Origin of the sequence: Caballeronia glathei (assembly GCF_000698595.1) — a bacterium.
Classification (GTDB): Bacteria; Pseudomonadota; Gammaproteobacteria; order Burkholderiales; family Burkholderiaceae; genus Caballeronia; species Caballeronia glathei.
The window spans coordinates 50,972-72,967 of record NZ_JFHC01000038.1; the positions used below are offsets into that span (position 1 = coordinate 50,972).

The window sequence follows — 21,996 nt, forward strand, 5'->3', positions numbered from 1 at the left end:
TCCCGGCTTGCCGCGCGTCCTACTCGTAGCCCAGCCGGTGACTGACGATCGGCGCGCAGAACAGCGCGAGCGCGCAACCGGCCGCCTTGCCTTCCAGTACGACGAGCGCCTGGTGCGAGACCGGAAACGAGCCGAACAGGCCAACCAGTTCGGGCACGCAGAACACGACGGCCGCGCCGATGAACGAGCGCGTCACGATGGAGATGCGCCAGCCCCGCTGCACGGCCACCGCCGCGCCGATCACGCGCAGCACGCCAAACAGGACAAGCGCGCCGGCGGCGATCTGCGCGCGGACATATTCGTCTGGAAGTGAGTGAAACATGCAGGTCTCGCAGGCGGTTTGCAAAGTCATGCAAGCGTATTCGCAAGAGCCGGGCCGGTATGTTCGCGAAGGCCCAAAGCCTGCCCGCAGGGCCGCCGCGCGGCTCGCCGGGCGCAGGCAATGTACCATGGCCGCGCGTCCGGCGGGCGTCACCGGCGGGCGCTCACCCGCCGTACACCGCGCCGCTCACTCGCCGTTCACTGGCCGTACACCGCGCGGATCACCATTCCGCGACGCTGCCGTCCGCATGACGCCACACCGGATTGCGCCACCGGTGGCCGACCTTCGCCATCTCGCGCACCTTCTCCTCGTTCACTTCGATGCCGAGTCCCGGTCCTTGCGGAATCGCGACCATGCCGTCGTCGTACTTGAAGACTTCCGGATTGCGGATGTAGTCGAGCAGGTCGTTGCCCTTGTTGTAGTGGATGCCGAGGCTCTGCTCCTGGATGAACGCGTTGTAGCTGACCGCATCGATCTGCAGGCAGGTCGCGAGCGCGATCGGGCCGAGCGGGCAATGCAGCGCGAGCGCGACGTCGTAGGCTTCCGCCATCGACGCGATCTTGCGGCACTCCGTGATCCCGCCAGCGTGCGACGCGTCCGGCTGGATGATGTCCACGTAGCCGCCCGCGAGGATGTGCTTGAAGTCCCAGCGCGAGTAGAGGCGCTCGCCGAGCGCGATCGGCGTGCTCGTCTGGTTCACGATGTCGCGCAGCGCCTCGACGTTTTCCGACAGCACCGGCTCTTCGATGAACATCAGCTTGAACGGGTCGAGTTCCTTCGCCAGCACCTTCGCCATCGGCTTGTGCACGCGGCCGTGGAAGTCCACGCCGATGCCCACGTTCGGGCCGACCGCCTCGCGCACGGCGCGCACGTTGTCGATCACGGCCTGGACCCGGTCGAAGGTATCGATGATCTGAAGCTCTTCCGAGCCGTTCATCTTCACGGCCTTGAAGCCGCGCTCGACGACCGCGCACGCGTTGTTCGCCACATCGCTCGGCCGGTCGCCGCCGATCCACGAATACACCTTGATCCGCTCGCGCACCTGGCCGCCGAGCAGCGCGTGAACCGGCGCGCCGTGATGCTTGCCCTTGATATCCCACAGCGCCTGATCGACGCCGGCGATCGCGCTCATGCCGATCGGCCCGCCGCGGTAGAAGCCCGCGCGATACATGACCTGCCAGTGATCCTCGATCAGGAGCGGATCCTTTCCGATCAGATAGTCCGACAGTTCCTCGACCGCGGCCGCCACCGTATGCGCGCGTCCTTCCACGACCGGCTCACCCCAGCCGACGATGCCTTCGTCGGTCTCGATCTTGAGGAAGCACCAGCGCGGCGGGACGATGAAGGTTTCCAGTTTGGTGATTTTCATGTGATGCGTCTCCTGAGAGGGATTCACATGCTATCAAAAAAACGCGCTGTAGTCGTATTAATAGTATTATTCGACGAAAACCCGCGCCGGACATGACGGCGCCGCATACCCTATAGAGCGAAGGAGGGCGTCATCCAGCACGATCTGCATGGACGCGTCGCGTTTGAACTCGGCACGGCGATCCTGCGCGGCGACTTCGCGCCCGACTCGACGCTGCCTCGCGAAGCCGAATTGATCGAGCGCTTCGGCGTGAGCCGCACGGTGCTGCGCGAGGCGATGCGCACGCTGACATCGAAAGGGCTGATCGAATCGCGGCCGAAGGTCGGCACGCGCGTGCGTACGCGCAGCGCGTGGAATCTGCTCGACGTCGACGTGCTCGAATGGTATTCGCGCGTCGCGTCGCCGCTTCAGTTCGCGCTCAAGCTTCAGGAGATGCGCGAGATGATCGAGCCGTACGCCGCCGCGCTGGCCGCGGCGAATCACGACGAAGCCGCGCTTGCACCGCTCGCAGCGGCGCACCGGGCGATGGTCGAGGCGCGCAACGTCGACGAATGGGTGCGCGCCGACCTGCGGTTTCATCTGAGCGTGCTCGCCGCTTGCAGCAATGAGCTGCTGATTCCGCTCGGCACGCTGATCGAGCGCACGCTGGAGGCGCAGTTGCGGCTGAATGCGAAGCGTGCCGATGTGTTCAATGCAGCGCTTGCCGAGCACACGGCCGTGTTCGATGCGATCGTCGCGCGCGATCGCGACAGCGCCCGCCGCGCAATGGCGGGTCTTCTGGGCGTGACGCGCGAACGAATCGAAGGATGAGCTACGGCGCATTCATGCGCATTCACGCGCATTCAAGGCTCGCTCATAGCGCGTTGAGCGGAATCTTCAGATAAGTGGTGCCGTTGACGGCCGCGTCAGGGAACTTGCCCGCGCGAATGTTCACCTGGATCGCGGGCAGGATCAGCGTGGGCATGCCGAGCGTCGCATCGCGCGCCTCGCGCATTGCCACGAATTCGTCTTCCGATTTGCCCGCGCCCACGTGGATGTTGTAGAGGCGCTGCGCTTCGACGCTCGTTTCCCACTGCGGGTCGCGCGTGGCGGGCGGATAGTCGTGACAGACGAAAAGGCGCGTGTCGCCGGGAAGCGCGAGCAGGCGCTGGATCGACCGATACAGCGTGCGCGCGTCGCCGCCGGGGAAATCGCAGCGCGCCGTGCCGACGTCCGGCAAAAAGAGCGTATCGCCGACGAACACCGCATTGCCGATGCAATACGCCATGTCGGCGGGCGTGTGGCCCGGCACGTACATCGCCGACGCTTCCAGCGCGCCGATCCGGAATTGCTCGCCGTCGCGGAACAGGTGGTCGAACTGCGAGCCGTCGAGCTGGAACTCCGGCTCGAGGTCGAAGATCTTCTTGAACACACCCTGCACGGTACGGATCGATTCGCCGATCGCGATCCTGCCACCCAGTTCGCGCTTCAGGTAAGGCGCCGCCGACAGATGGTCGGCATGCGCATGCGTCTCGAGAATCCACTCGACGGATAGCCGCTGCTCGCGGATGAACGCGATCACGGCGCCGGCGGAACGTGTGGAAGTGCGCGCGGCGTTCGGATCGTAGTCGAGCACGGAGTCGACGATCGCGCAGGGCGCGCCGGGCTCGTCGTACGCGACGTAGGTCATCGTGCCGGTGTTGATGTCGAAGAAGGGCTGAACGATGGGGTGCACGAGTGGTCTCCCGCGAAGCCGCTTCGGCTTCTCAGGTAACAGTATGCCTGCCGCCGCGGCGTTTGCGCAGGTACGCGGCGCGGCGCTTCGAGGCGTTCGCGGGCGGCGTCGGCGCGATCGCGATAGAGTGCGAGCTTGCGCCGCCTTCGTTCGCAATCTGCCGGGGGCGCCTTCGAACTGGCCATGATGTCTTCATTTCAGCCGCCCTGCGCCTTGCAGGTCGCGAATTGCCGCATGAGCGATCTTCCAGCCGTCCCCACCTTCGCCGCCGATCAGCTGTTCGGCCTGCCGCCGCCGCGCTTTCTCGCGATCGCCGACGGCACCCGCGTGCCGTATGCAAGTACCGGCGAAGGCGAGCCGGTCGTTTTCATCCACGGCTCGCTCTGCGACTTTCGCTACTGGAAGCCGCAGCTCGGGTCCCTGTCGGCGGGCTTCTGCTGCATCGCGCCGAGCCTTTCGCACTATTGGCCGGCGGTGTCGGCGAAGGCGTTCGGCTGGCGCGAGCATGTCGAAGAAATGGCGGCCTTCATCGGCGCGCTCGGGCTCGGGCCCGTGCATGTCGTCGGGCATTCGCGCGGCGGATGCATCGCGTTTCAGCTCGCGGTGCGCCATCCGGGGCAGGTGAAATCGCTGGTGCTCGCCGACCCGGGCGGACCCGTCGAGCGCGATGCCTCTCGCAAACGCGCGCCGCCCACGCTGCCCGCCCACGTGAACGCATTGCGCGCCCGCGCGGCCGAGCTGATCGAGCGGGGCGAGGTGGACGCCGGACTCGAGCTTTTCGTCGATTCGGTCAGCCGGCCGGGTTACTGGGCGCGAAGCCCGCGCGAGATACGCATGATGTCGACCGATAACGCGCAGACGCTCGCGCTGCAGGTTCGCGATCCGCTGCCCGCGTACGACGCGCAAAGCGCCGCGCGGGTGAGATGCCCGACGCTTCTCATCGACGGCGAGAAAAGTCCCGGCATGTTCCGCGACGCGGCGACGGCGCTCGAACGGTGGATCGACGGCGCGCGCAGGATGACGATCGAAGGCGCGTCGCATGGCATGAACGTGACGCATGCGGCGCGGTTCAACCGGGCGGTGGCGGCAGCCGTTGCGGCCGGCTGAATTTGCGTGGCATCGGCTTTCGAGACTCGCGCTTCGCTGCAACGGGCGCGGGCGTGTCATGCGGCAGCGCGGCGCGAATCTCTTCGTGGCCGCACGCGCCCCCGCACATGAATGACGACGCCTAGCTCTCGTCCGGCGGGGAGGCGTCGCGCTCGGGCGCGTCGACACGCTTGGCCGGGCGTTCCTCTCCGTGCCACGTCACCGGCTGCTTCGCGCGTTCATCGACGCTCATGCGCAGCACATCCGGCCGTGCATAGTGCCCGACCGGGTCGAAGTCGAACTTCGCGCGCACGATGTCGTTCATGTCGAGATCGGCGACGAGCACCGCTTCGCCATCGAAAGAGGGTGCCGCGAGAAATTCCCCCATCGGACTCACGATGCAACTGCCGCCCCGGCAGACCACTTCCGTCTCCGGCATGTCCCGAAACGCCGGATAGTCGGCCGGATAGTCGCTGCGACGTGCGAACTGGTTGCAGGACAGCACGAAGCAGCGGCCTTCCAGCGCGATGTGCTGCATGCTCGCGAGCCAGCCGTCGCGTGGATCGGCGGTCGGCGCGCAGTAGATCTCCACGCCCTTGCCGTACAGCGCCGTGCGATAGAGCGGCATGTAGTTTTCCCAGCAGATCGCGGTGCCGAGCCGGCCGAGCGGGGTCGGGACGACGGGGATCGTCGAGCCGTCGCCGAATCCCCACACGAGCCGCTCCGCGCCCGTCGGCATCAGCTTGCGGTGCTTGCCGAGGAGCGCGCCGTCGGGCGAGAACATCAGCGCCGTGCAGTACAGCGTGCCGCCTTCGCGCTCGATCACGCCGATCACGAGATGAAGCGCCGTCTCGCGGGCGATGTCGCCGAGCGTGTGCACGGCCGGCCCCGGCACGTCGATCGACGATGCCCAGTAGCGCCGGTACCACTCGCGCCCTTCCTTGCCGCGCGATCCTATGACCGTGAAAAAGTCCATGCCGCGCGGATACGCCGACACGAACGCCTCCGGAAAGAGCGCCAGTTGCGCACCGGACCCGGCCGCCTCGCGCGCGAAGCGGCGCACCTTCGCGAGCGTGCGTTCCAGATCGAACGCGACGGGCGCGGCCTGCACGACCGCGACGCGCACGCGCCCGGCGGGGTCTGTCGTCTGATTCATGGGTTTCTCCTCGAAAGTCATGCGTCGTTGATGTCGCAGCCGTTCGTCTCGCGCACGAAGATCAGTCCGACCACGAAGCCGGCGGCCGCGATCACGACCGGATACCACAGCCCGAAATACATGTCGCCCGTGGCGGTGACGAGGCTGAACGAGATGGTCGGCAGCAACCCGCCGATCCAGCCGACCCCCACGTGGTACGGCACCGACAGCGCGGTGTAGCGGATGCGCGTCGGGAACATCTCGACGAGCGCGGCCGCGAGCGGGCTGTAGACCATCGTCACGAGGCCGATCAGCAGCGTGAGCAGCAGGAACGCCACGGGATAGTCGATCCGCGCGGGGTCAGCGTGCGCCGGGTAGCGGGCGGCGTCGAGCGCGGCCTTCATGCGCGCAGCGTCGAAACCTTCGATACGCGTCGCGCCGATCGTTACCGACGCCGGTTCGCCCGCGGCAAGCGGCACATTCGTGTACGACACGCCCGCCTTCGCGAGGAGCGCCTTCGCCCTGTCGCAATCGCTCACGTTCTTGCGCTGGCCGAGCGGGTCGAACTGGAGGCTGCAGGTGCCGGGATCGGCGGCCACGGTGACAGGGTACGCCCGCGCCGCGGTTTCGATGCCGGGGTTGATCGCATGCGTGAGGCCCTTGAAGAGCGGGATGATCGAAAGCGCGGCGACGAGCATGCCCGCCAGCATCACGGGCTTGCGTCCGATCCGGTCGGACAGCGCGCCGAACACGATGAAGAGCGGGCTGCCGGCGAGGAGCGCCGCCCCGAGCAGGAGGTTGGCCGTCGTCGGGTCGACGCGCAGCGACTGAGTCATGAAATAGAGCACGTAGAACTGGCCGGTGTACCACACGACCGTCATGCCGGCGATCATGCCGAAGAGCGCGACGAGCAGCTTCGCGAGGTTGCGGCGCTCGCAGAACACCTCGCGCAGCGGCGCCTTCGACAGCCTGCCTTCGGCCTTCATGCGGGCGAACGCGGGCGATTCGTGCATCGACAGGCGGATCCACATCGATACCGCCAGCATGCCGATCGACACCCAGAACGGGATGCGCCATCCCCAGGTTTCGAATGCGTCGCCGGTGAGCACGCGGCTGCCGAGGATCACGCCGAGCGAGAGCAGGAGGCCGATGGTGGCCGTGGTCTGGATCCAGCTCGTGTAGTAGCCGCGCCGCGACGCCGGCGCGTGCTCCGCGACGTACACCGCCGCGCCGCCGTACTCGCCGCCGAGCGCGAGGCCTTGCAGCAGGCGCGCGGTGACGAGCAGGATCGGCGCGGCGATGCCGATCGACGCATAGTTCGGCAGCACGCCGACTGCGAGCGTCGAGAGGCCCATGAGCAGCATCGTCGCGAGGAACGTGTGCTTGCGGCCGATCATGTCGCCGAGGCGGCCGAAGAACACGGCGCCGAACGGCCGCACGATGAAGCCCGCGGCGAAGGCGAGCAGAGCGAGCACGAACCCCGTGGTTTCGTCGACGCCCGCGAAGAACTGGCGCGAAATGGTGACCGCGAGCGAGCCGTACAGATAGAAGTCGTACCACTCGAAAATCGTGCCGAGCGACGACGCCAGAATGACCTTGCGGTCGTCGGCGGAGATGCTTTCGCGCGCCGGCGTGGCGGATGAGGTGTGCAGGTCCATGCGGACGGTCTCCTTGATTATGCGCAGCATCGCCGGAGAGACCCGGCGGTGACGGCATCATTAGGAGCGCCCGCGAGCGCGTCAACGACAAACGGTCCGATGTCAAAAATTGCGTCTAACTTGCTGATATTTAAATGGTTTTTCGTATTATGGGGCCGTACAAAACAGCAGAAAAAAATGATGGCTTCGCTAAACCAGACGCTGGAACACGCGCTCGGGCAGGTCGGTATCGATGGCAACCGGGCGCGCTTTTATCTCGCCGCGCTCGAACTCGGCGAGGCGACGATCGCCGCGGTTTCGCATCACGCGGGCATCGGCCGCACGAACGCTTATGAAGTGCTCGAGCGCCTGATCGCCGACGGGTTGATCTCGCGCATTCAGCGCGGCGCGAAGGTGTTCGTGCAGGCGCAGGATCCGTTCGTGATCCTGAGACGGATCGAGGAGCAGCGGCGGCTCGCGGCCGAACTGCTGCCGCAGTTGCGCTCGCTGCATAACCGGGCGGGCAGCAAGCCCCGGGTGCGCTATTTCGAGGGCGCGGAGGGCATCAAGGAGGTGCTGCGCGACACGCTCTCGTGCAGGAGCGGCGAGCTGCGCGGCATTCTCGCGATGGCCGAGCTGCTGGAGACGCCGGGCGTCGATGTGATGAACAAGCACATCCGCGCGCGGATCCGGGCGGGGCTCGATTTGCGCGTGATCCGTTCGGCAAGCCGGGAAACCGATCGAATCTGGCCGGCGTCGCGCTCGGAGCGGCGCGAACTGCGCTATGCGCCCGCCGGGCTGGATCTGGGCATGACGTCGTATATCTATGACGACAAGGTGGCGTTCATCTCGTCGCGTCGCGAGCATTTCGCGCTCTGTGTGCAGAGCGAGGAGTTCGCCGCGTTTCAGACGGCGATGTTCGAGGGGCTCTGGATGGGGTCGTCGGAGGGGGAGGGGCGATGAGGTGGAGGCGCTTCGTTTGCTTGGCGCTTGCGCAAAGGGAAAAGCCGCTGACCCTTGCAGGACAGCGGCTTTTTCTTGATGGTGGCGGCGAGTCGGAGGGCTGACAGGTGTCACGGTTTTTCCGTGCCGCTGGGCGTATCACGCTCACCACCACACGGAAGTCCGCGCTTTCGCCAAACGGTCCTGCTACCTGGATGAGTCCAGGCAATACTTGAGCAGGCTAATCACGCGATCTTAGACATCGATGCGTTTATTCTTCGCATGTTCTGCGGCGCTTGTTTGTTGGGTCGTCGACATAGACGCGTCTACACTAAAGACATCTTTAGTGAATGCACCTTAAATTCTTCACCGCTGATTCTAGGTGCCCCAGCGACCAAACTCCCTATCTGTTCTGGCCTCGTTGTCGACCCGTTGGACGAGCCGCTCCACACTTTTCCCGCTTGAGCGCTGGCCGACGGCCGCTTCAACAAAAGTTGCGGCTGACAAGCGTCATGGAGCGGAGTAGATGTGCGGGTCCTCCGAAACCATCAACGCGCTGGTTTTCCCTACTGTTGACAGGTTGTATCAGAACCTGGGTGCGGTTAGTCTGATCGCTCACCGGTCCAATTTGGAGACTTCATGCGCCGCCTCGCTATAACAATGGCTGTCTTAACAGCCGCCGGCTTCATCGCATCCGCTAACGCTCAAACGGTCATCACAATCGGTCACTCGGCTCCGCTCACGGGCCCGCAAGCACCGAACGGCAAAGACAACGAGAACGGCGCGCGCCTCGCCATCGATGAACTGAACAAGAGCGGTGTCACGGTCGCTGGCCAGAAGGTGACGTTCAAACTGGACTCCGAAGACGACCAGGCGGACCCGAAAATCGGAGTTCAAGTCGCGCAGAAGCTCGTCGACAGCGGCATTATTGCTGTCATGGGCCCTTATAACTCTGGTGTGGCCATCCCGGCGTCGCGCGTCTATAACGCCGGCGGTGTATCGATTCTGCCGGTTGCCTCCAACCCCGCGCTGACCAAGCAAGGCTTCAAGACCATCTTCCGTATCGGCGCGAGCGACGAGCAGCTGGGCGGCACGATGGGCCAGTTTGCTGCCAAGACGCTGAAGGCGAAGACCGCCGCGGTCATCGATGACCGCACCGCATACGGGCAAGGCGTGGCCGAACAATTTATGAAGGAAGCGAAGGCGAACGGAATCGAAATCGTCGATCAGCAGTTCACGAACTCGTCGGCGACTGACTTCCTCGGCATTCTGACCAGCATCAAGGCCAAGAACCCGGATGTCATCTTCTTTGGCGGCTACGCTTCGCAAGGCGCGCCGATGGCCAAGCAGATGAAAGCGCGCGGGCTGCGAGCCAAACTGCTCGGCGGCGACGGCATTTGCTCAGCCGACATGGGCAAGGTCGCGGGTGATGCGGCGTCCATCGTGTACTGCGCTCAGGGTGGCGTTTCGCTGGACAAGACCCCAGCCGGCCGCGAATTCCTGCAGAAGTACAAGGCGGCGTACAACACGGACACGCAGGTGTACGCGGTCAGCTACTACGACGGCGTAAAACTGCTGGCCGACGCGATGGTCAAAGCCGGAACCACGACCGACAAGGCGAAGCTCGCGGCTCAACTGGCCAAGACCGACTATAAGGGCGTTGCAGGCACGTACTCCTTCGATGCGAACGGCGATCTGAAAGGCGCACCGACCACCGTCTACATCATCAAGAACGGCCTGCCGGTGCCGTACGGTCAGTAACGTCACCCGCTAACGACGAAGCACCCATGAAAATCTCTCGCACTATTTCGACAGTTGAAGTACATACCGGCGGGGAGGCGTTCCGTATCGTGACGAGCGGACTTCCTCGCCTGCCGGGCGACACCATCGTGAAGCGTCGCGCGTGGCTCAAGGAGAACGCCGACGAGATTCGGACAGCGTTGATGTTCGAGCCGCGCGGTCATGCGGACATGTACGGCGGGTATCTGACTGAACCGGTTAGTCCGACGGCCGACTTCGGAATCATCTTCCTCCACAACGAGGGCTATAGCGACCATTGCGGCCACGGCGTTATCGCGCTGTCTACCGCTGCGGTCGAACTGGGCTGGGTTCAGCGGCAGATTCCCGAGACGCGCATCGGCATTGACGCACCGTGTGGCTTCATCGAGGCATTCGTGCAGTGGGACGGCGAGCACGCTGGCAATGTTCGCTTCGTGAACGTTCCGTCGTTCATCTGGAAGCGAGATGTGACCGTCGAGACGCCGTCCTTCGGTACGGTGAAGGGTGACATCGCCTTCGGTGGCGCGTTTTACTTCTACGCTGACGGCGCGTCTCACGGCCTTGAAGTTCGCGAGTCATCTGTCGAGAAACTCATTCGTTTCGGCGCCGAAGTGAAGGATGCGGCAAACAGGGCGTACCCGGTTGCGCATCCGGACATTCCGGAAATCAACCACATCTACGGGACCATCATTGCCAACGCACCGCGGCACGAAGGCTCCACGCAAGCCAACTGCTGCGTGTTCGCTGACCGCGAAGTAGACCGTTCGCCGACCGGCTCTGGCACGGGTGGCCGAGTCGCTCAACTGTACCTGCGCGGCGAGCTGGGCAAAGGCGAGACCCTCGTGAATGAGTCCATCATCGGGACTGTCTTCAAGGGGCGTGTTCTCAGTGAAACGACTGTCGGAGACTTCAAGGCAGTCATTCCGGAAGTCGAAGGCAACGCCTATGTTTGCGGCTTCGCTAACTGGATTGTGGATGAGCGAGATCCTTTGACATACGGTTTCCTCGTTCGATAACCGACTCCTGGTAGTACCAGTTGGCGCGTGAAGCTGAGCCCAGCATCACGCGCCTCTTTTCGCGGGGAGCCCGACAAGCACGTCCTGTTGCGAAGCTGACGAGAGGCTCGGCTTGGACCGAGCGTTTTGCGGACCGCGACCTTTTCCCTTCAGCGAAACTGGCGCGATTGGTAACGCGGGATGCCTTGCCGTCGATAGCCCGTTGTTTGCCAATAATCTGAAGCTAAAAGTTTGGAGTGAGCCTTTAGGGCGCAACAGGCGGATGGTTGGCCTTCTTCGTGTAGCCACCGTGTTGCTCGCAGCTTGGTATTACGATATCGCCGACGCATGCAAGCTTGGTCGGGAATGGAGGTTCGCGACGAGCGACCTGCGCACGCTTTCGAACGCGTCGGCATTGCGCGGAGACGGTCACGCGTGCACTCTAGCGGCGCCACCCGCGATGCCCGTAGTAACCGCGTCCATAGTAACCACCCCCGTAGTAACCGCGTCCGTAGTAGCCAGGGTTGTAGTAACCACGTCCATAGTAACCAGGGCTGTAGTAGCCTCGGCCGTAATAGCCTCGATATCCGCCGTATCCATAGGGATAACGATAGTATCCGGGCCAAGGGCTCGGTCCATATATCATCGGCGGCCCGTAGATGACGGGCGGGGGCGCATAGACAACAGGCGGGGCGACATACACAGGGCCCGGCACACCGATGCCGATACCTACAGACACACCTCCCGCCTGCGCGAAGCTGACTGCTCCCGCGCAAAGGCCAGCAGCGACCAGAAAACGAACGAGCTTGTTCATTTACGTTCTCCTCGCCTCGAGTCCAGTCCGAACGACTAGCGACGGCGCAACGAGGAATGGACAAATAGCGCTGAGTCCGCTTTCTGTGGGGTGAATGCGCAGAGGCTCATACGTGAGGCTGAAGGGCCCTGTTCTTTAGAGTCGGCGGTTCCGAAGTCGTTCAAGAAGGACTGCGGTGGGGACCGTTCTGCCTCGATGCGCGCATCGAGCCGAAGCGCTTACGATGCTGCGCCCGGGTAAGCGGGGGGAACCGCGCTGTTCGTGACGATGGCCCGACTGGGAGCGGAATTTGTATGGTCCGGTGTCCGTATTCGTCAGCTTCCAGACGGTGCTAGCAGTTGGGTTGTTGAGCGCCCGCTGGCGGTTGCGTTCGGGTAAGCGAACGTTGTGTACGCAGATTGAAGCAAGGGCGACGCAAGTCAGGATGACCGTTGGCATTGCGCATTTCATAACATCTGTACTGCGGGTTCGACGCTCACTTTGGTCGCGCCGAGATTGCATGTGCCGCTAACGAAGCGGCGGGTCGCGCAGTAGCGAAGCGCGACCCGCCGATTCGACCGGGCACGCGTGGCGCCTGCCCACCTCGTGTGCAGGTTAGTTGCGACTATCTCGGCATCAGGACTTTGTCGACGACCAGGATGACGCCATTGCGGCACCTTGCGGCGGAAGTAGAAATCGCGCGACGCGGCCCGGGTCGTCGGCCATCAGGTAAGGGTGCTTCATCGCGGTTGCTCCGAGAAAGGTAACAGTCCCGCGTAGCAACCGACTCCGGAAAACCGCGACATCCAGAATTCAGACGCGTAACGCGCCTTACCCGACGCATTACCGGCATTCCAGAACAAAAAAGCCGCTGCTTCGTGAGAAGCAGCGGCTTTTTCTTGATGCTGGTGGCGAATCAGGGACTCGCGACGATTGTCCGTCAGAGCCTTGCTTCACCTCGTTCTGCGGCTGCTACACGTCTTCAGCATAGCAGCACAAGGTAGCCGTTGCCACTTTGAATTGCGCTCATCCGGCAACATGCTTTCTCGCACTCGTTGCCCGCGGGCAAACTGACCCAGCTCAATGCTCCACGCAGCGCTCCGGCGTTAGGTGCTCGCGCGGCGGTTTTACCATCACTCGCCGAGGCCAAATTCCGTACTCACTTCGTGAGCATTTGCCAAAGCGAGCTGGAACTGTGGCGGGACCTGTCTATTAGCGTCCACGGCGATGCGCAAGTCCTGGACTGTGTAACCCGCGAGGCAACGCCTTACGTGGAGAGTTCGACTGGGCTGACTACCTAGATACTCGTCCTGAAGCAGCCGGGCTTGGGGGCCTGGGAGGGCGGGGTGTGGCACGACGACGAGGTCCGTGAATTCGTGCCACGCAGTATCCAAATGCATGTGCTCCGGGACTGGTTGAGGGACCGGCACTGCACGTTCAATACGGCCAAGGACGAAGTCCCGGAAGTCCGAGCGCTCAGAGCACCAGGCGCGGATGTGCCAGCGACGCGCGGCACGTACGAGGGTATGAGGAAAGACCAGCCTATCTTGGCCTGCTGGTTGCGAGAGTGACCGATACCGGATGCGTAGCCCAGTGCGCCGGCGGCAAGCTTGCATGGCAGCGGCAAAAATCGGCGAAGACACCGGTGCCAAATCGAGACGCAGGTCTTCGACCATCGCACTGACGTGCGGTAAACAAAATCTCTGGATGAGCAACAGGTATTCGTCGGGAGTGTCTCCCGCGAACCGTGGCCTGAAGGTTTCAGTTGCCGTGATGGGTGCATGGGGGGTTGCGCGCGTGACGGCGTCACCAAACTCTTTCACAAACCCGGTGAGCAGCCGGCTGGCCTGTACGGCTTGAATGCTGAAGACTTCTCGGAGCCGCGCGTTATCGAGTTCGCCTTCCCATCGCAAAAGGATTTCCATTTCCCGCAAGCGTTGCTGGGCGGGTGTTAGTGTCGGTATCGGCATTGAAATTATCTTGCATGATAAATTATCATGAAAGATAATACATCAAAACACTGACGCGGAAAACCGCGGAGCAACCTTGAACCCATCCAGTTTTTCTCCCGTACCAGAGAGCGGTATACCTGGCCCGCCTTTGTTCTTCGAAGCAGAGCGTCTGAGGTTTTTTCGTCCTCTTAATAGCTCGCGGCGTGAACTTATAGCCGCCTGTCTGCGTGCGCTCTATGAGCGCCTCCATGGTCCGGCGGCTGACTACGCCCACAACCTGACCCGTGACGTTCTTCGGGAACTGCTCTTGCCGGTTGTCCGGCGGTATCAAACCACAATGGCGGACGAGGGCGCCACCGACGAATTTGCTGGCGCGGATGTGAACGACCCGCAGACGCTAGTCGCGATGGTCATCCGGGCGCTTCTTGCCGACGGTTGGCTGGAGCAGTTCGCTGACCGTACTGGTTTGGTCATGGCTTTTCGCTTTTCCCGGCCGGGCAAGCTATTTGCCGAAGCACTCTGGGCGCTCGACCGCCCAAGCCGAAGCCGCCAGCGCAACATGCGCGGGTGTCGCAATGCGCTGGAAGCCGCTTTGTCCGACCGCGGCGATGCGCACGACTTGGTGGATGCCTACGAATATGCCGAAAAGGTTATCGAGGACCTCACGGATGGCATCGATTACTTCCAGGAACTGGTTCGGAACCTTATGCAGACCGCGTCTGCCCATACGCAATGGAATGAATTCGTCGAGTTCTTGGACCGGTTCGGACGCGATTACGCGAGAAGAAATTTGAAGATTGGTTGTTTGGCAGCGAAACAATACCTTCTTACTTTTGGGGAGACCTCGACTTCGCTGGAATGCGCATCCTCGCCGCGATGCGGAATACCTTTTTCGAGTTGACTGCTTGGACCCCCGGTTATGCGCCAATGCTCGCGGTGCTAGAGGCAGGCGGGGGGCATCCTCCTGAGGCTGCTGACAAGCAAGGGCAAAAATGAATTGCATCAACAGGCTGCGAGTACGCAGATGGGCAACTACTGCCCGCTCTGAAAACCTCCGGGTGTTTCGTCGACCAAGAGTAGTTTTCGCCGTCAGCCATCAGGTCGGATTCGTTCTAGGTCTGCTCGTCTCAATGCACGCATGGACGACGACACTCAGTCAGTGCGACCCGGACTTGGGGGCCCATCCCCAGCTAAATTCGCTCCATGATTCGTGCTTTCAGGCGAAATCTCGGCGTTCGAGGGCAAGAGGTCTTTACCCTTTGTGGGACAGCAGCGTCTTGTCGCGACTGGTGAGAATTTAAAACCCGTTCAATTGCGCCCGTGATATCGAAGGCGTGGGACACCCTCCTGTTGCGTTTGGTGAGTAGCCAACCGGGGCGTAGAAAGAACGGGCTAACAATCCTTGGAGGATTGTTAGCCCGTTTGCTGTGCCTCTCGGTAGGTCCGACTACTTGAGTTCGGCAAGAGCTTGAGCGACACCTGCGTGGAGGGTGCGGAGACTATCGTCTACTTTCAAGTGAGCATACGCTTTGATGACAGTCTCAAGCTTGTCATGGAGCAGCTGTGCCACTGTCACGTAGTCCTGGGGATGCCGCTTCAAATGGTCAGTCGCGATGATGTGCCTAAACGCATGCGGACCAAATCCGACACCTTCCGGTGCGTAACGTGAGGTCACGAGCGTGACTCGTTTCCCCAACGAATCCGCTACCCAATTATTGCCTTCGATATTCAGGGCATCATACCCAGCACGGCGATTTGGGCCGACTACTGCGGGCAGAAACACGTACTCGGTATCCGCTCCGACAAGCGCCGAGCGAGCTTCGGATAAAAATCGCCGTATCCATGGCCACACTGACGGTTCCACCGCGGTATCGTATTCTTGGGAAGCTGCGCCTTTCTCGTTCTTGAAGTCGCTAGGGTCATAACGAAGACGCCATCCCCCGTCAGCCGTTTGGTACAGATTGGAACGATTGCCGCGGAAGCGCATGATGCTTAACTGAGCCACGCGGAGTGGATTACTCACAAGCATCTTGCAAAGAAGTACGTCGCGAACCCACGCCGCGTAGTCCCGTTCGTGACCTTGCGGCGGCTCATCCGCCTCAAGGTCGAGGACTATTCTGATGAGTCGTTTGAGCGGGAACTCGTCGCCGAGAATTGATTCTATGCGTTGTGCGGGACGACGCACGCAGCGTGCGGGGGACTGAACCGCTAGTGACTTTTCCAGTTTCAACAGCTCCAGGTGAGAAGTCGTGCAGTACGACTGCCACCCCGCCTCTCGGTCAGACCGCGACGCAAGTGCAAGCGCTTGCGCATCCCCCGCGGCACAGAGGTCGTCCAAAAAATCATGACGTTGCCAAAGAAATCCCGTACCTGCGCGCAAGTGCGACCTGGCGTTGTTGATAAAAGTAACAACCCCGTGGTGGGTTACGTTACCGGCCCTAGCGCGAAGAAACTGAACGAAAGCCTTGACGTGCGTGGTCGATGCTAGCCATGCTAGTGAGTCCGCATGTTCAAGCGGCACTGTGCGACCCCGGACAGCGTGAGTGGCGATGAAACCGAGGAATGGACCAAACATTGCCCAATGTACTCCAGCTGTCGCACAGACCGAACCATCGAGCATGTGGGACCAATTGATGCGAAAGCCCGAATTTTCGACAGCTTTCAATCGCCAAGTGTTTCTGGCAGTCGCGCCCTCGCGAGTTATGTCTGTTTTGCAGCGAATCATTTCCTCCCACTGCCATTTCAGTCTGTCCGTAGGGCGTAGTGACGGACAAACTGTTTTTGATAACTGCTTAGGCGTCGGCGCCGAGTCCGCTACCTCTTTCTTTCGGCGTTCGTAACGCGCTCGCCTCCGGGGTGGCAGGCGACTTAAGAGGGTCCCTAACGGCAGTCCCAATGCGGATTCAAGGCCGGGGATTCGGGCGTAGCTTGTTTGGTGCTGGGGTGTTCCCTTGCCATGCATCCAGACCCCCAAGACCTGCGGGAGAATGCCAGACAGGCGGCCGATGTGAGCGAGAGTTTCTCCGCTGCGGTCCACCGCATAAGCTAACGCATCACCAAACACCGCCGGCAACAGGTCGTGAATGGACAGTGCGTCGTACAACTGCTGAAGCTTCTGGACTTGCTCTTGACGGTCCTTCTGGGTCCGGGGGGCTAAGCGGTCGGCGATGTTGTCTTCGTACCGACGGAAGCTCTCGGCAAAAGCGACTCCGAACTCGTCCCCAATTACATCTACGGGATAGAGTTCCAGTGCCCGCATAAAGTCATGCAGTGCAGAAGTGATATTGGCGATGCGCTGAGCGGACCATTCGTCGGCTGCAAGCAGCTTGCGAATGTGCTCCTCGAATTCTTTGTAGGTCAGGCGGGCGTGCTTTTGCTGGCACGCTCGCAGAGCTGGTTCAACGGGCGACTTGATACTGGATAGCGTGGACGCGGTCATGGTATGCGCCCAGGGGGGAATAACGGCTTCGTTAAACATCTTGTAACGGCTGAAGTAACTGCGCGTCCCGTCCGAAAAGGATTTGCCCGAACGGATACGTGCCGAATCTGGTTCACAAAATACGGGACGACTGCCGTTATGTCGGTTCGCAGCATCCCGCGGCTGGCAGAATCTGGCGGTGCTCACAAAGTCTTTGTTTGCTTCACATAGCGTCGATTCTTGCAGCGTATAGCGATACAGATTCAACCTCGCGCACTTTAGACGTGCCGCATGCGCAGGGGCCGCCGATTAGTTGGGTTTGTGCAAAAGCCGCGGGCGCATCAGTCAATGAGGTGAGACGAACCACGATAAATTGCGTGGGCACGACGTCAAGGCACGTGGCAGTGACTAAGCGGAGAATGGAAACGACGTACCGCACATGTCGTGGCGTCTCTCGACCCCTCTGAACTCGCCGCGTTGCTCGGCATGTCCGAGCGCGCAGTCGTCTTGCGAGCAAAGCGCCGCCCTTGGCTGCTGCCTTCGCGTGCCGTGCTTTTCGATAAACGCACGTTGCGGTGGAGGCACGACGTTGTGTCGGAGTGGCTCATTGAGTAAGGTATTGACGCCCCCGCTATTGGCGCCGTGGATTCCGACTGAAGGGAGGCTAACCAGCGCACTGCGCTGGCGAACGCGGTTACTCTGTAGTTCTAGCCCGGGTCGACTGCCAGGCGCTTTGCAGCGGCCAGGAAAGCTGGAAGGCCGACAGTGGCCAGCCTGTTCGCCGTATCATGCCGACAACCTCATAGGAGGTCGACAGGCTTCACTCGTAGTGCTGCAGCAAGCCTTTCGAGCGTCGATAGCTGGAGTGCCGCTACCTTGCCTCCTTGCGCTTCGATTCGCGAAATATGATTGCGGTCCATTCCGATACGCTCACCGAGTTCTTGCTGCGTAATCCCTTCTGCTTCTCGCATCATCTTCACTTTCGCACCGACTTGGCGACTGCTAACTGGGCCACCAGGTGGCCGGCGAAGAATTTCTCCAGTGGTCGGCGATTCGAGCAGGGCTCGGACATCGACTCCCAGCGCTCTTGCCAGTTCATCCGCGCGCTCAAGATTCATGCGCGACGAGGAGCGCTCGTACCTGCCGATTACTGTTCTGTCAGACCCCATTGCGCTCCCTAGTTGCTCCTGAGTCCAATCGAGGTCCTCGCGAAACCGCTTCAGGTTGCGGATAAAGCGCTCTTGTAGCGTCATCGGTCACTTCTAAAATGGAACAGCACCATTCTCCTGCTTCCAATCTAGCTGTCTACGACTGCTGAGTTGGAAACAATCGCGTTGGAGGCGTTTACATATACAACGCAGACGTCTACACTTACTCGCACACACCATCCGTTTTAGCATCGTCATAAGGCGATATTTCCTCTCTTGGGGTCCCGAGTGCCAGTACCGAAATATGGAGACGGCCTTTTTAGGCTGTTCCGAGACACGCCTTTTCCTCGCATCAAACTGCTCGCCGGAGGAAATGCCGATGAGCGAAATCACGCTTTGACCTCCGTAAGCGACTGCGACGTTCTCGTTGTCGCCGGAGGGCTTGGCGACATTGTTTCGAGCGTGGAGGCCTTGTCTAAAATCGGACTCCCCGTCGTTTACGTTCCCGGAATTGATGAATGTCGCGGAAGAGAGGTTACTTCGGTCGCAGCGGCGGGCCGAGAGGCAGCGGCGGGCACCCTCGTCAACGTGCTGGAGCGCGACGAAGTCGTTTTAGATGGCGTCCGATTTCTGGGCGCGCCCCTCTGGACGTCGCCCGAAGAAACGCACCTCGATATCGCAGATTGGTTCACGAAGACAGCGACCGACCTGAAACCAATTGGATGCGCCGATTGGTGGAGGGAGGCTAGCAATTCAACCGGCGCGTCCGCTATATGCGCCGCAAATGAATGGGCAGTACCCAACTTTTCCGGCGAAGACGGGCATCTTGATATGCATCCAGCCGTCGCTACGGTTGAGAATCGGCGCACCCTCAAGTGGCTGGCCGATAGGCTGGCCTGCAAGTTTCACGGTCCAACGGTAGTCGTCTCTTACTTTGAGCCGCAAGCAGTTGCAGCCGGCGACACCGATGCATCGTTGCGTCCAAGTCGTAGCCGACTGCTACTGCGCGAAAACCAAGAAGCGGTCGACCTTTGGCTCTACGGACACGCTCGTGAGCAACAGGACGTGGTCATCGAAGGTGTTCGCGTCCTCGGCGGACATACGGTGCCGGACTTTGACATCGGCGATTTCATGGCCGGTAAGTTAGGTGAAGTCGCGGCGAAAAGAGCGAGGCGCGGCAAGGTGGACGTGCCTCCGCGTGAGCCGCTACAAAGCCCGACCGTCGAAATCGAGACTGGACTTCTACATCCGCTGTCCCGCACCGCTAATCGCCTTCTTGCGCAAATGAAGGCGGTGGAAAAGAGTGTCAGCACGATTGTGCCGCATACCATGGGACGGAGCGCGACGCTCCGCCAGTGCGTGCGGCGCACTATTCACACCGAAATGCAGATATTCAAGCGTGCAGGTCACGAGGCGTGGCAAATCGAACGGGAACTCTATCCGCCGAACAACAACGTCGAGGCTGCATTGATGCATGCTCGGACCGACTACGAACCGCCTGAAGGATATCCGTCAAAAGAAGCGAAGGAGAGCGGCTTCGACTATTACCGGATGCTCGACGAGATGAGCAAGCACATCGAATGGCTGAGTGAGCTGCCCAACCGTGCGTCCGAGCGGCTTCGTCGATGGGCGCGCGGAGCATACGACATCCTGCAGGAGCTTGAATCGCGAGATATCGAAGCTCGAGCGGTCGCGCCATCGCCACAGGCGTTGCGCCTGGAAAGACTCGCCCGTCGCCTTGAAGTAAAGGTCAAAGCGAAGGACTTTGATTTCGAAAGCATCAGAGCAGAGGCTAGGAAGGCGCTCGCATTCGACGGTGATTGGAGCTTCGCCCTGTATGTGACGAGCACAGACAGCTTCGAGGGCTTCTCGGGGCGATTGCTTTCGCTTGCGCAGGTGAAGGGCATCGTTGCGGCGGTCAACTTGACGGCGCTCTCGAAGTGAGAATAGTTCTCGGTGCTCGGGATGCGCAAGAGAAGCTCCGGCTTTGGATTGCTGAAAACAGCATCGCCGCTGATTGAACAACCACTCTCATGCCTCGGCAAGAAATCGAACTGTTTGATTGGCGCATTTTGCAGACAAGTGCCGGCACCTGCCACTTTGTTGGATGCCGGACAACGCATGGGCGCGGTCGCGTTAGCTCTGAAATCGTAATGTTCGACCGCGATTTTCTGCATGGCACTACACGCTCCGGGAATGTCTACAAGCTCGAAGGACCGAGCGCAGTGTCAGTGGCTGCGGATGCGGTCTGGCGGCAGTGGTGTACGAAGAACAGTGTCGAGAGCTGGACCGACGTAACCTGCGAATGGCTCTCAAACGCGGTCTGCGGGGAAATCGAGCAGTCGACGCGGGACGACGAAAGCGAACACAACGGCTCAGCATCATGAACTTGAAACCAGAGGTCACCATCGGTGAGAGAGCCGAGACCGGTACTACCGCACTGGAACCTTCCATAGGCTGCGTCGCGGAAACCCGCGGCCAGTCACTTGATAGCATCCGGCCCCGCGTGCTCACATGTAAGGCTCTGCTGCACGACGCCGGCAACGTGAACCTTTCGCTCCATGCTCGCATACGTCTCGGCTTCGAATGCATCTACTTCTGCTGCCTGGAAGTGGCGGCGTCCACTGGGGCGCCGGTAGACACGCTCGTACACCCAAGCTTTGACATTCTTGACGCCGCGCTCCCAGCGTTAAAGCTGTCGGGCAGCGACAGCGTAACGGTCGACTTGCTGCTCCACTGGTCACAGAGCGGTTCGCCGTTTGTGCCAGCAGTTCCGGTGCTTGATGTTTGCGACTTGGCGAACCGAAGCTATGACGCAACGCTCCGCTGCATCGGATTCGTTTAACGGATGAGCACGAGGGCAAAGAAGAAACTCCGACTTGAAGACCGGGTCATGAGCACAATCAAACGTCGACCCGGGGTCGTGATTCTGCGGTCAGAGCTGACGAAGCTAGGGGGTCGCTCACAACTCACACGGGTCCTTGCTACGCTTGTTGCCGCAAGGAAACTGGTACGAGTCGGGCATGGCATCTACGCGAAGACCAAGTTGAACAAGTTCACTGGCACCCTCATGCCTGCTGCCGCTTTCGAGTCGATAGCTGCGGAAGCTTTTGCGAAGATTGGAATCACGGTCGGTCCCGGAGTGCTAGCTGGAGAATATAACTCCGGCCGGTCTACCCAGATACCTATGATGCCAGTCGTGACCACAGGGCGACGTCGCATCACCCGGAAAATCCAGGTTGGGAGCAAGCGAGTCATTTATGAGCGAGCCGGAGGCAAGGACGAATGATGAAGCCTAGCGGACGCGGGCCGGACAGGCACGCTGGCGAGGTCGCACACATCCTCGAATATGCGCTGTCCGGCGTGGCGAAGGAGTTCAGGCGTTTGTTGCTGACCAACTGGCAGCAGCATCGAAAGGTCTTAGGCCAAAGCGATAAGCATCGCTCCCAGAGACGCATACGGGCGCTTCTTTCGAAAGCTTTTGCTGCCGCGCTGCTTAGCGCGTCGGATGGCGCGTCAGCGAAACAGTGTCAGGCGCTCATGTACATCCTAACGGCTGCGTGGGTGCCCGACAGTCGGGCGCTGAACGGATTGCCCGCGGAACTCCAACGCCAGCGTCGTCAGGGAGTGCGGTGATAAGCCTCCAGACAGATGTAACGGTGTACCTCGGCGACTGCAAAGGCGATAGCCTGCTTGTTGCATGCGA

Annotated in this window: 20 protein-coding genes; 11 read left to right on the top strand and 9 right to left on the bottom strand. The window is 61.3% G+C overall.

Annotation, left to right across the window (positions count from 1 at the left end; translation table 11 throughout):
* Positions 1 to 19: 19 nt before the first annotated feature.
* Entirely contained in the window at positions 20 to 322 is a 303-nt protein-coding gene (locus BG61_RS22585) for a hypothetical protein (RefSeq protein WP_035927761.1), read from the bottom strand.
* 220 nt (positions 323 to 542) lie between these two features.
* Entirely contained in the window at positions 543 to 1,691 is a 1,149-nt protein-coding gene (dgoD, locus tag BG61_RS22590; protein WP_035927763.1) for a galactonate dehydratase, read from the bottom strand.
* A 105-nt stretch (positions 1,692 to 1,796) separates the two neighbouring features.
* On the opposite strand from dgoD, the gene BG61_RS22595 reads away from it, so the two are divergent.
* Positions 1,797 to 2,501, top strand: coding sequence for a FadR/GntR family transcriptional regulator (locus BG61_RS22595; RefSeq protein ID WP_035927766.1), 705 nt, complete (start codon positions 1,797 to 1,799; stop codon positions 2,499 to 2,501).
* Between the two features lie 43 nt (positions 2,502 to 2,544).
* Here the strand turns inward: BG61_RS22595 and BG61_RS22600 are convergent, their stop codons facing one another.
* Positions 2,545 to 3,405, bottom strand: coding sequence for an MBL fold metallo-hydrolase (locus tag BG61_RS22600; RefSeq protein ID WP_035927769.1), 861 nt, complete (start codon positions 3,403 to 3,405; stop codon positions 2,545 to 2,547).
* A 234-nt stretch (positions 3,406 to 3,639) separates the two neighbouring features.
* Here BG61_RS22600 and BG61_RS22605 point away from each other — a divergent pair, with 234 nt between their 5' ends.
* On the top strand, positions 3,640 to 4,512 hold the full coding sequence (locus tag BG61_RS22605; RefSeq protein WP_081868154.1) for an alpha/beta fold hydrolase: 873 nt from the start codon (positions 3,640 to 3,642) through the stop codon (positions 4,510 to 4,512).
* A gap of 121 nt (positions 4,513 to 4,633) precedes the next feature.
* Here the strand turns inward: BG61_RS22605 and BG61_RS22610 are convergent, their stop codons facing one another.
* A complete protein-coding gene (locus BG61_RS22610) occupies positions 4,634 to 5,647 on the bottom strand; it encodes a nitrilase-related carbon-nitrogen hydrolase (RefSeq protein WP_051672715.1) in 1,014 nt (337 codons plus the stop codon).
* Positions 5,648 to 5,664: 17 nt separating this feature from the next.
* Entirely contained in the window at positions 5,665 to 7,284 is a 1,620-nt protein-coding gene (locus tag BG61_RS22615) for an MFS transporter (RefSeq protein WP_035927771.1), read from the bottom strand.
* A gap of 177 nt (positions 7,285 to 7,461) precedes the next feature.
* Here BG61_RS22615 and BG61_RS22620 point away from each other — a divergent pair, with 177 nt between their 5' ends.
* The 3 genes from BG61_RS22620 to lhpH all read left to right on the top strand — a co-directional run bounded on the left by BG61_RS22620 (position 7,462) and on the right by lhpH (position 11,000).
* Positions 7,462 to 8,226 (top strand): TrmB family transcriptional regulator, encoded by a 765-nt coding sequence (locus BG61_RS22620; RefSeq protein ID WP_035927774.1) that lies wholly within the window; start codon positions 7,462 to 7,464, stop codon positions 8,224 to 8,226.
* Positions 8,227 to 8,844: 618 nt separating this feature from the next.
* Positions 8,845 to 9,966: a branched-chain amino acid ABC transporter substrate-binding protein gene (locus tag BG61_RS22625; RefSeq protein WP_035927777.1), complete on the top strand. Its 1,122-nt coding sequence runs from the start codon at positions 8,845 to 8,847 to the stop codon at positions 9,964 to 9,966.
* Between the two features lie 26 nt (positions 9,967 to 9,992).
* A complete protein-coding gene (lhpH, locus tag BG61_RS22630) occupies positions 9,993 to 11,000 on the top strand; it encodes a trans-3-hydroxy-L-proline dehydratase (protein WP_035927778.1) in 1,008 nt (335 codons plus the stop codon).
* A gap of 421 nt (positions 11,001 to 11,421) precedes the next feature.
* Here the strand turns inward: lhpH and BG61_RS40230 are convergent, their stop codons facing one another.
* Together BG61_RS40230 and BG61_RS44845 are read right to left on the bottom strand one after the other, a co-directional pair.
* Complete coding sequence (locus BG61_RS40230) at positions 11,422 to 11,793, bottom strand: hypothetical protein (protein WP_075584207.1); 372 nt, start codon at positions 11,791 to 11,793, stop codon at positions 11,422 to 11,424.
* A gap of 1,112 nt (positions 11,794 to 12,905) precedes the next feature.
* Positions 12,906 to 13,742: a WYL domain-containing protein gene (locus tag BG61_RS44845; RefSeq protein ID WP_306434152.1), complete on the bottom strand. Its 837-nt coding sequence runs from the start codon at positions 13,740 to 13,742 to the stop codon at positions 12,906 to 12,908.
* A 76-nt stretch (positions 13,743 to 13,818) separates the two neighbouring features.
* Between BG61_RS44845 and BG61_RS22640 the strand changes: the two genes are divergently transcribed.
* Positions 13,819 to 14,625: a hypothetical protein gene (locus tag BG61_RS22640; protein ID WP_232256010.1), complete on the top strand. Its 807-nt coding sequence runs from the start codon at positions 13,819 to 13,821 to the stop codon at positions 14,623 to 14,625.
* Positions 14,583 to 14,720: a hypothetical protein gene (locus BG61_RS44065; protein WP_232256011.1), complete on the top strand. Its 138-nt coding sequence runs from the start codon at positions 14,583 to 14,585 to the stop codon at positions 14,718 to 14,720. The genes BG61_RS22640 and BG61_RS44065 overlap by 43 nt, the downstream gene beginning before the upstream one ends.
* 451 nt (positions 14,721 to 15,171) lie before the next feature.
* On the opposite strand, the gene BG61_RS22645 is transcribed toward BG61_RS44065, so the two are convergent.
* Complete coding sequence (locus BG61_RS22645; protein ID WP_129572062.1) at positions 15,172 to 17,409, bottom strand: HD domain-containing protein; 2,238 nt, start codon at positions 17,407 to 17,409, stop codon at positions 15,172 to 15,174.
* 533 nt (positions 17,410 to 17,942) lie between these two features.
* On the bottom strand, positions 17,943 to 18,395 hold the full coding sequence (locus tag BG61_RS39355; protein WP_051672717.1) for a helix-turn-helix domain-containing protein: 453 nt from the start codon (positions 18,393 to 18,395) through the stop codon (positions 17,943 to 17,945).
* Positions 18,396 to 18,578: 183 nt separating this feature from the next.
* Between BG61_RS39355 and BG61_RS22655 the strand changes: the two genes are divergently transcribed.
* The 4 genes from BG61_RS22655 to BG61_RS44070 all read left to right on the top strand — a co-directional run bounded on the left by BG61_RS22655 (position 18,579) and on the right by BG61_RS44070 (position 21,579).
* On the top strand, positions 18,579 to 20,234 hold the full coding sequence (locus BG61_RS22655; protein WP_129572063.1) for a metallophosphoesterase family protein: 1,656 nt from the start codon (positions 18,579 to 18,581) through the stop codon (positions 20,232 to 20,234).
* 21 nt (positions 20,235 to 20,255) lie between these two features.
* Positions 20,256 to 20,444, top strand: coding sequence for a hypothetical protein (locus tag BG61_RS42090; RefSeq protein ID WP_129572064.1), 189 nt, complete (start codon positions 20,256 to 20,258; stop codon positions 20,442 to 20,444).
* A gap of 229 nt (positions 20,445 to 20,673) precedes the next feature.
* Positions 20,674 to 21,135, top strand: coding sequence for a hypothetical protein (locus BG61_RS22665; protein WP_035927788.1), 462 nt, complete (start codon positions 20,674 to 20,676; stop codon positions 21,133 to 21,135).
* A 48-nt stretch (positions 21,136 to 21,183) separates the two neighbouring features.
* On the top strand, positions 21,184 to 21,579 hold the full coding sequence (locus tag BG61_RS44070; protein ID WP_232256013.1) for a DUF6088 family protein: 396 nt from the start codon (positions 21,184 to 21,186) through the stop codon (positions 21,577 to 21,579).
* Positions 21,580 to 21,996 lie beyond the last annotated feature (417 nt).

Coding starts and splice junctions, on each gene's coding strand:
- BG61_RS22620 (WP_035927774.1), top strand. CDS start 7,462: ATGATGGCTTCGCTAAACCAGACGCTGGAACACGCGCTCGGGCAGGTC.
- BG61_RS39355 (WP_051672717.1), bottom strand. CDS start 18,395: ATGACGCTACAAGAGCGCTTTATCCGCAACCTGAAGCGGTTTCGCGAG.
- BG61_RS22615 (WP_035927771.1), bottom strand. CDS start 7,284: ATGGACCTGCACACCTCATCCGCCACGCCGGCGCGCGAAAGCATCTCC.
- BG61_RS22665 (WP_035927788.1), top strand. CDS start 20,674: ATGAACTTGAAACCAGAGGTCACCATCGGTGAGAGAGCCGAGACCGGT.
- BG61_RS44065 (WP_232256011.1), top strand. CDS start 14,583: ATGCGCATCCTCGCCGCGATGCGGAATACCTTTTTCGAGTTGACTGCT.
- BG61_RS22585 (WP_035927761.1), bottom strand. CDS start 322: ATGTTTCACTCACTTCCAGACGAATATGTCCGCGCGCAGATCGCCGCC.
- BG61_RS44070 (WP_232256013.1), top strand. CDS start 21,184: ATGAGCACAATCAAACGTCGACCCGGGGTCGTGATTCTGCGGTCAGAG.
- dgoD (WP_035927763.1), bottom strand. CDS start 1,691: ATGAAAATCACCAAACTGGAAACCTTCATCGTCCCGCCGCGCTGGTGC.
- BG61_RS22610 (WP_051672715.1), bottom strand. CDS start 5,647: ATGAATCAGACGACAGACCCCGCCGGGCGCGTGCGCGTCGCGGTCGTG.
- lhpH (WP_035927778.1), top strand. CDS start 9,993: ATGAAAATCTCTCGCACTATTTCGACAGTTGAAGTACATACCGGCGGG.
- BG61_RS44845 (WP_306434152.1), bottom strand. CDS start 13,742: ATGCCGATACCGACACTAACACCCGCCCAGCAACGCTTGCGGGAAATG.
- BG61_RS40230 (WP_075584207.1), bottom strand. CDS start 11,793: ATGAACAAGCTCGTTCGTTTTCTGGTCGCTGCTGGCCTTTGCGCGGGA.
- BG61_RS42090 (WP_129572064.1), top strand. CDS start 20,256: ATGCGCAAGAGAAGCTCCGGCTTTGGATTGCTGAAAACAGCATCGCCG.
- BG61_RS22605 (WP_081868154.1), top strand. CDS start 3,640: ATGAGCGATCTTCCAGCCGTCCCCACCTTCGCCGCCGATCAGCTGTTC.
- BG61_RS22625 (WP_035927777.1), top strand. CDS start 8,845: ATGCGCCGCCTCGCTATAACAATGGCTGTCTTAACAGCCGCCGGCTTC.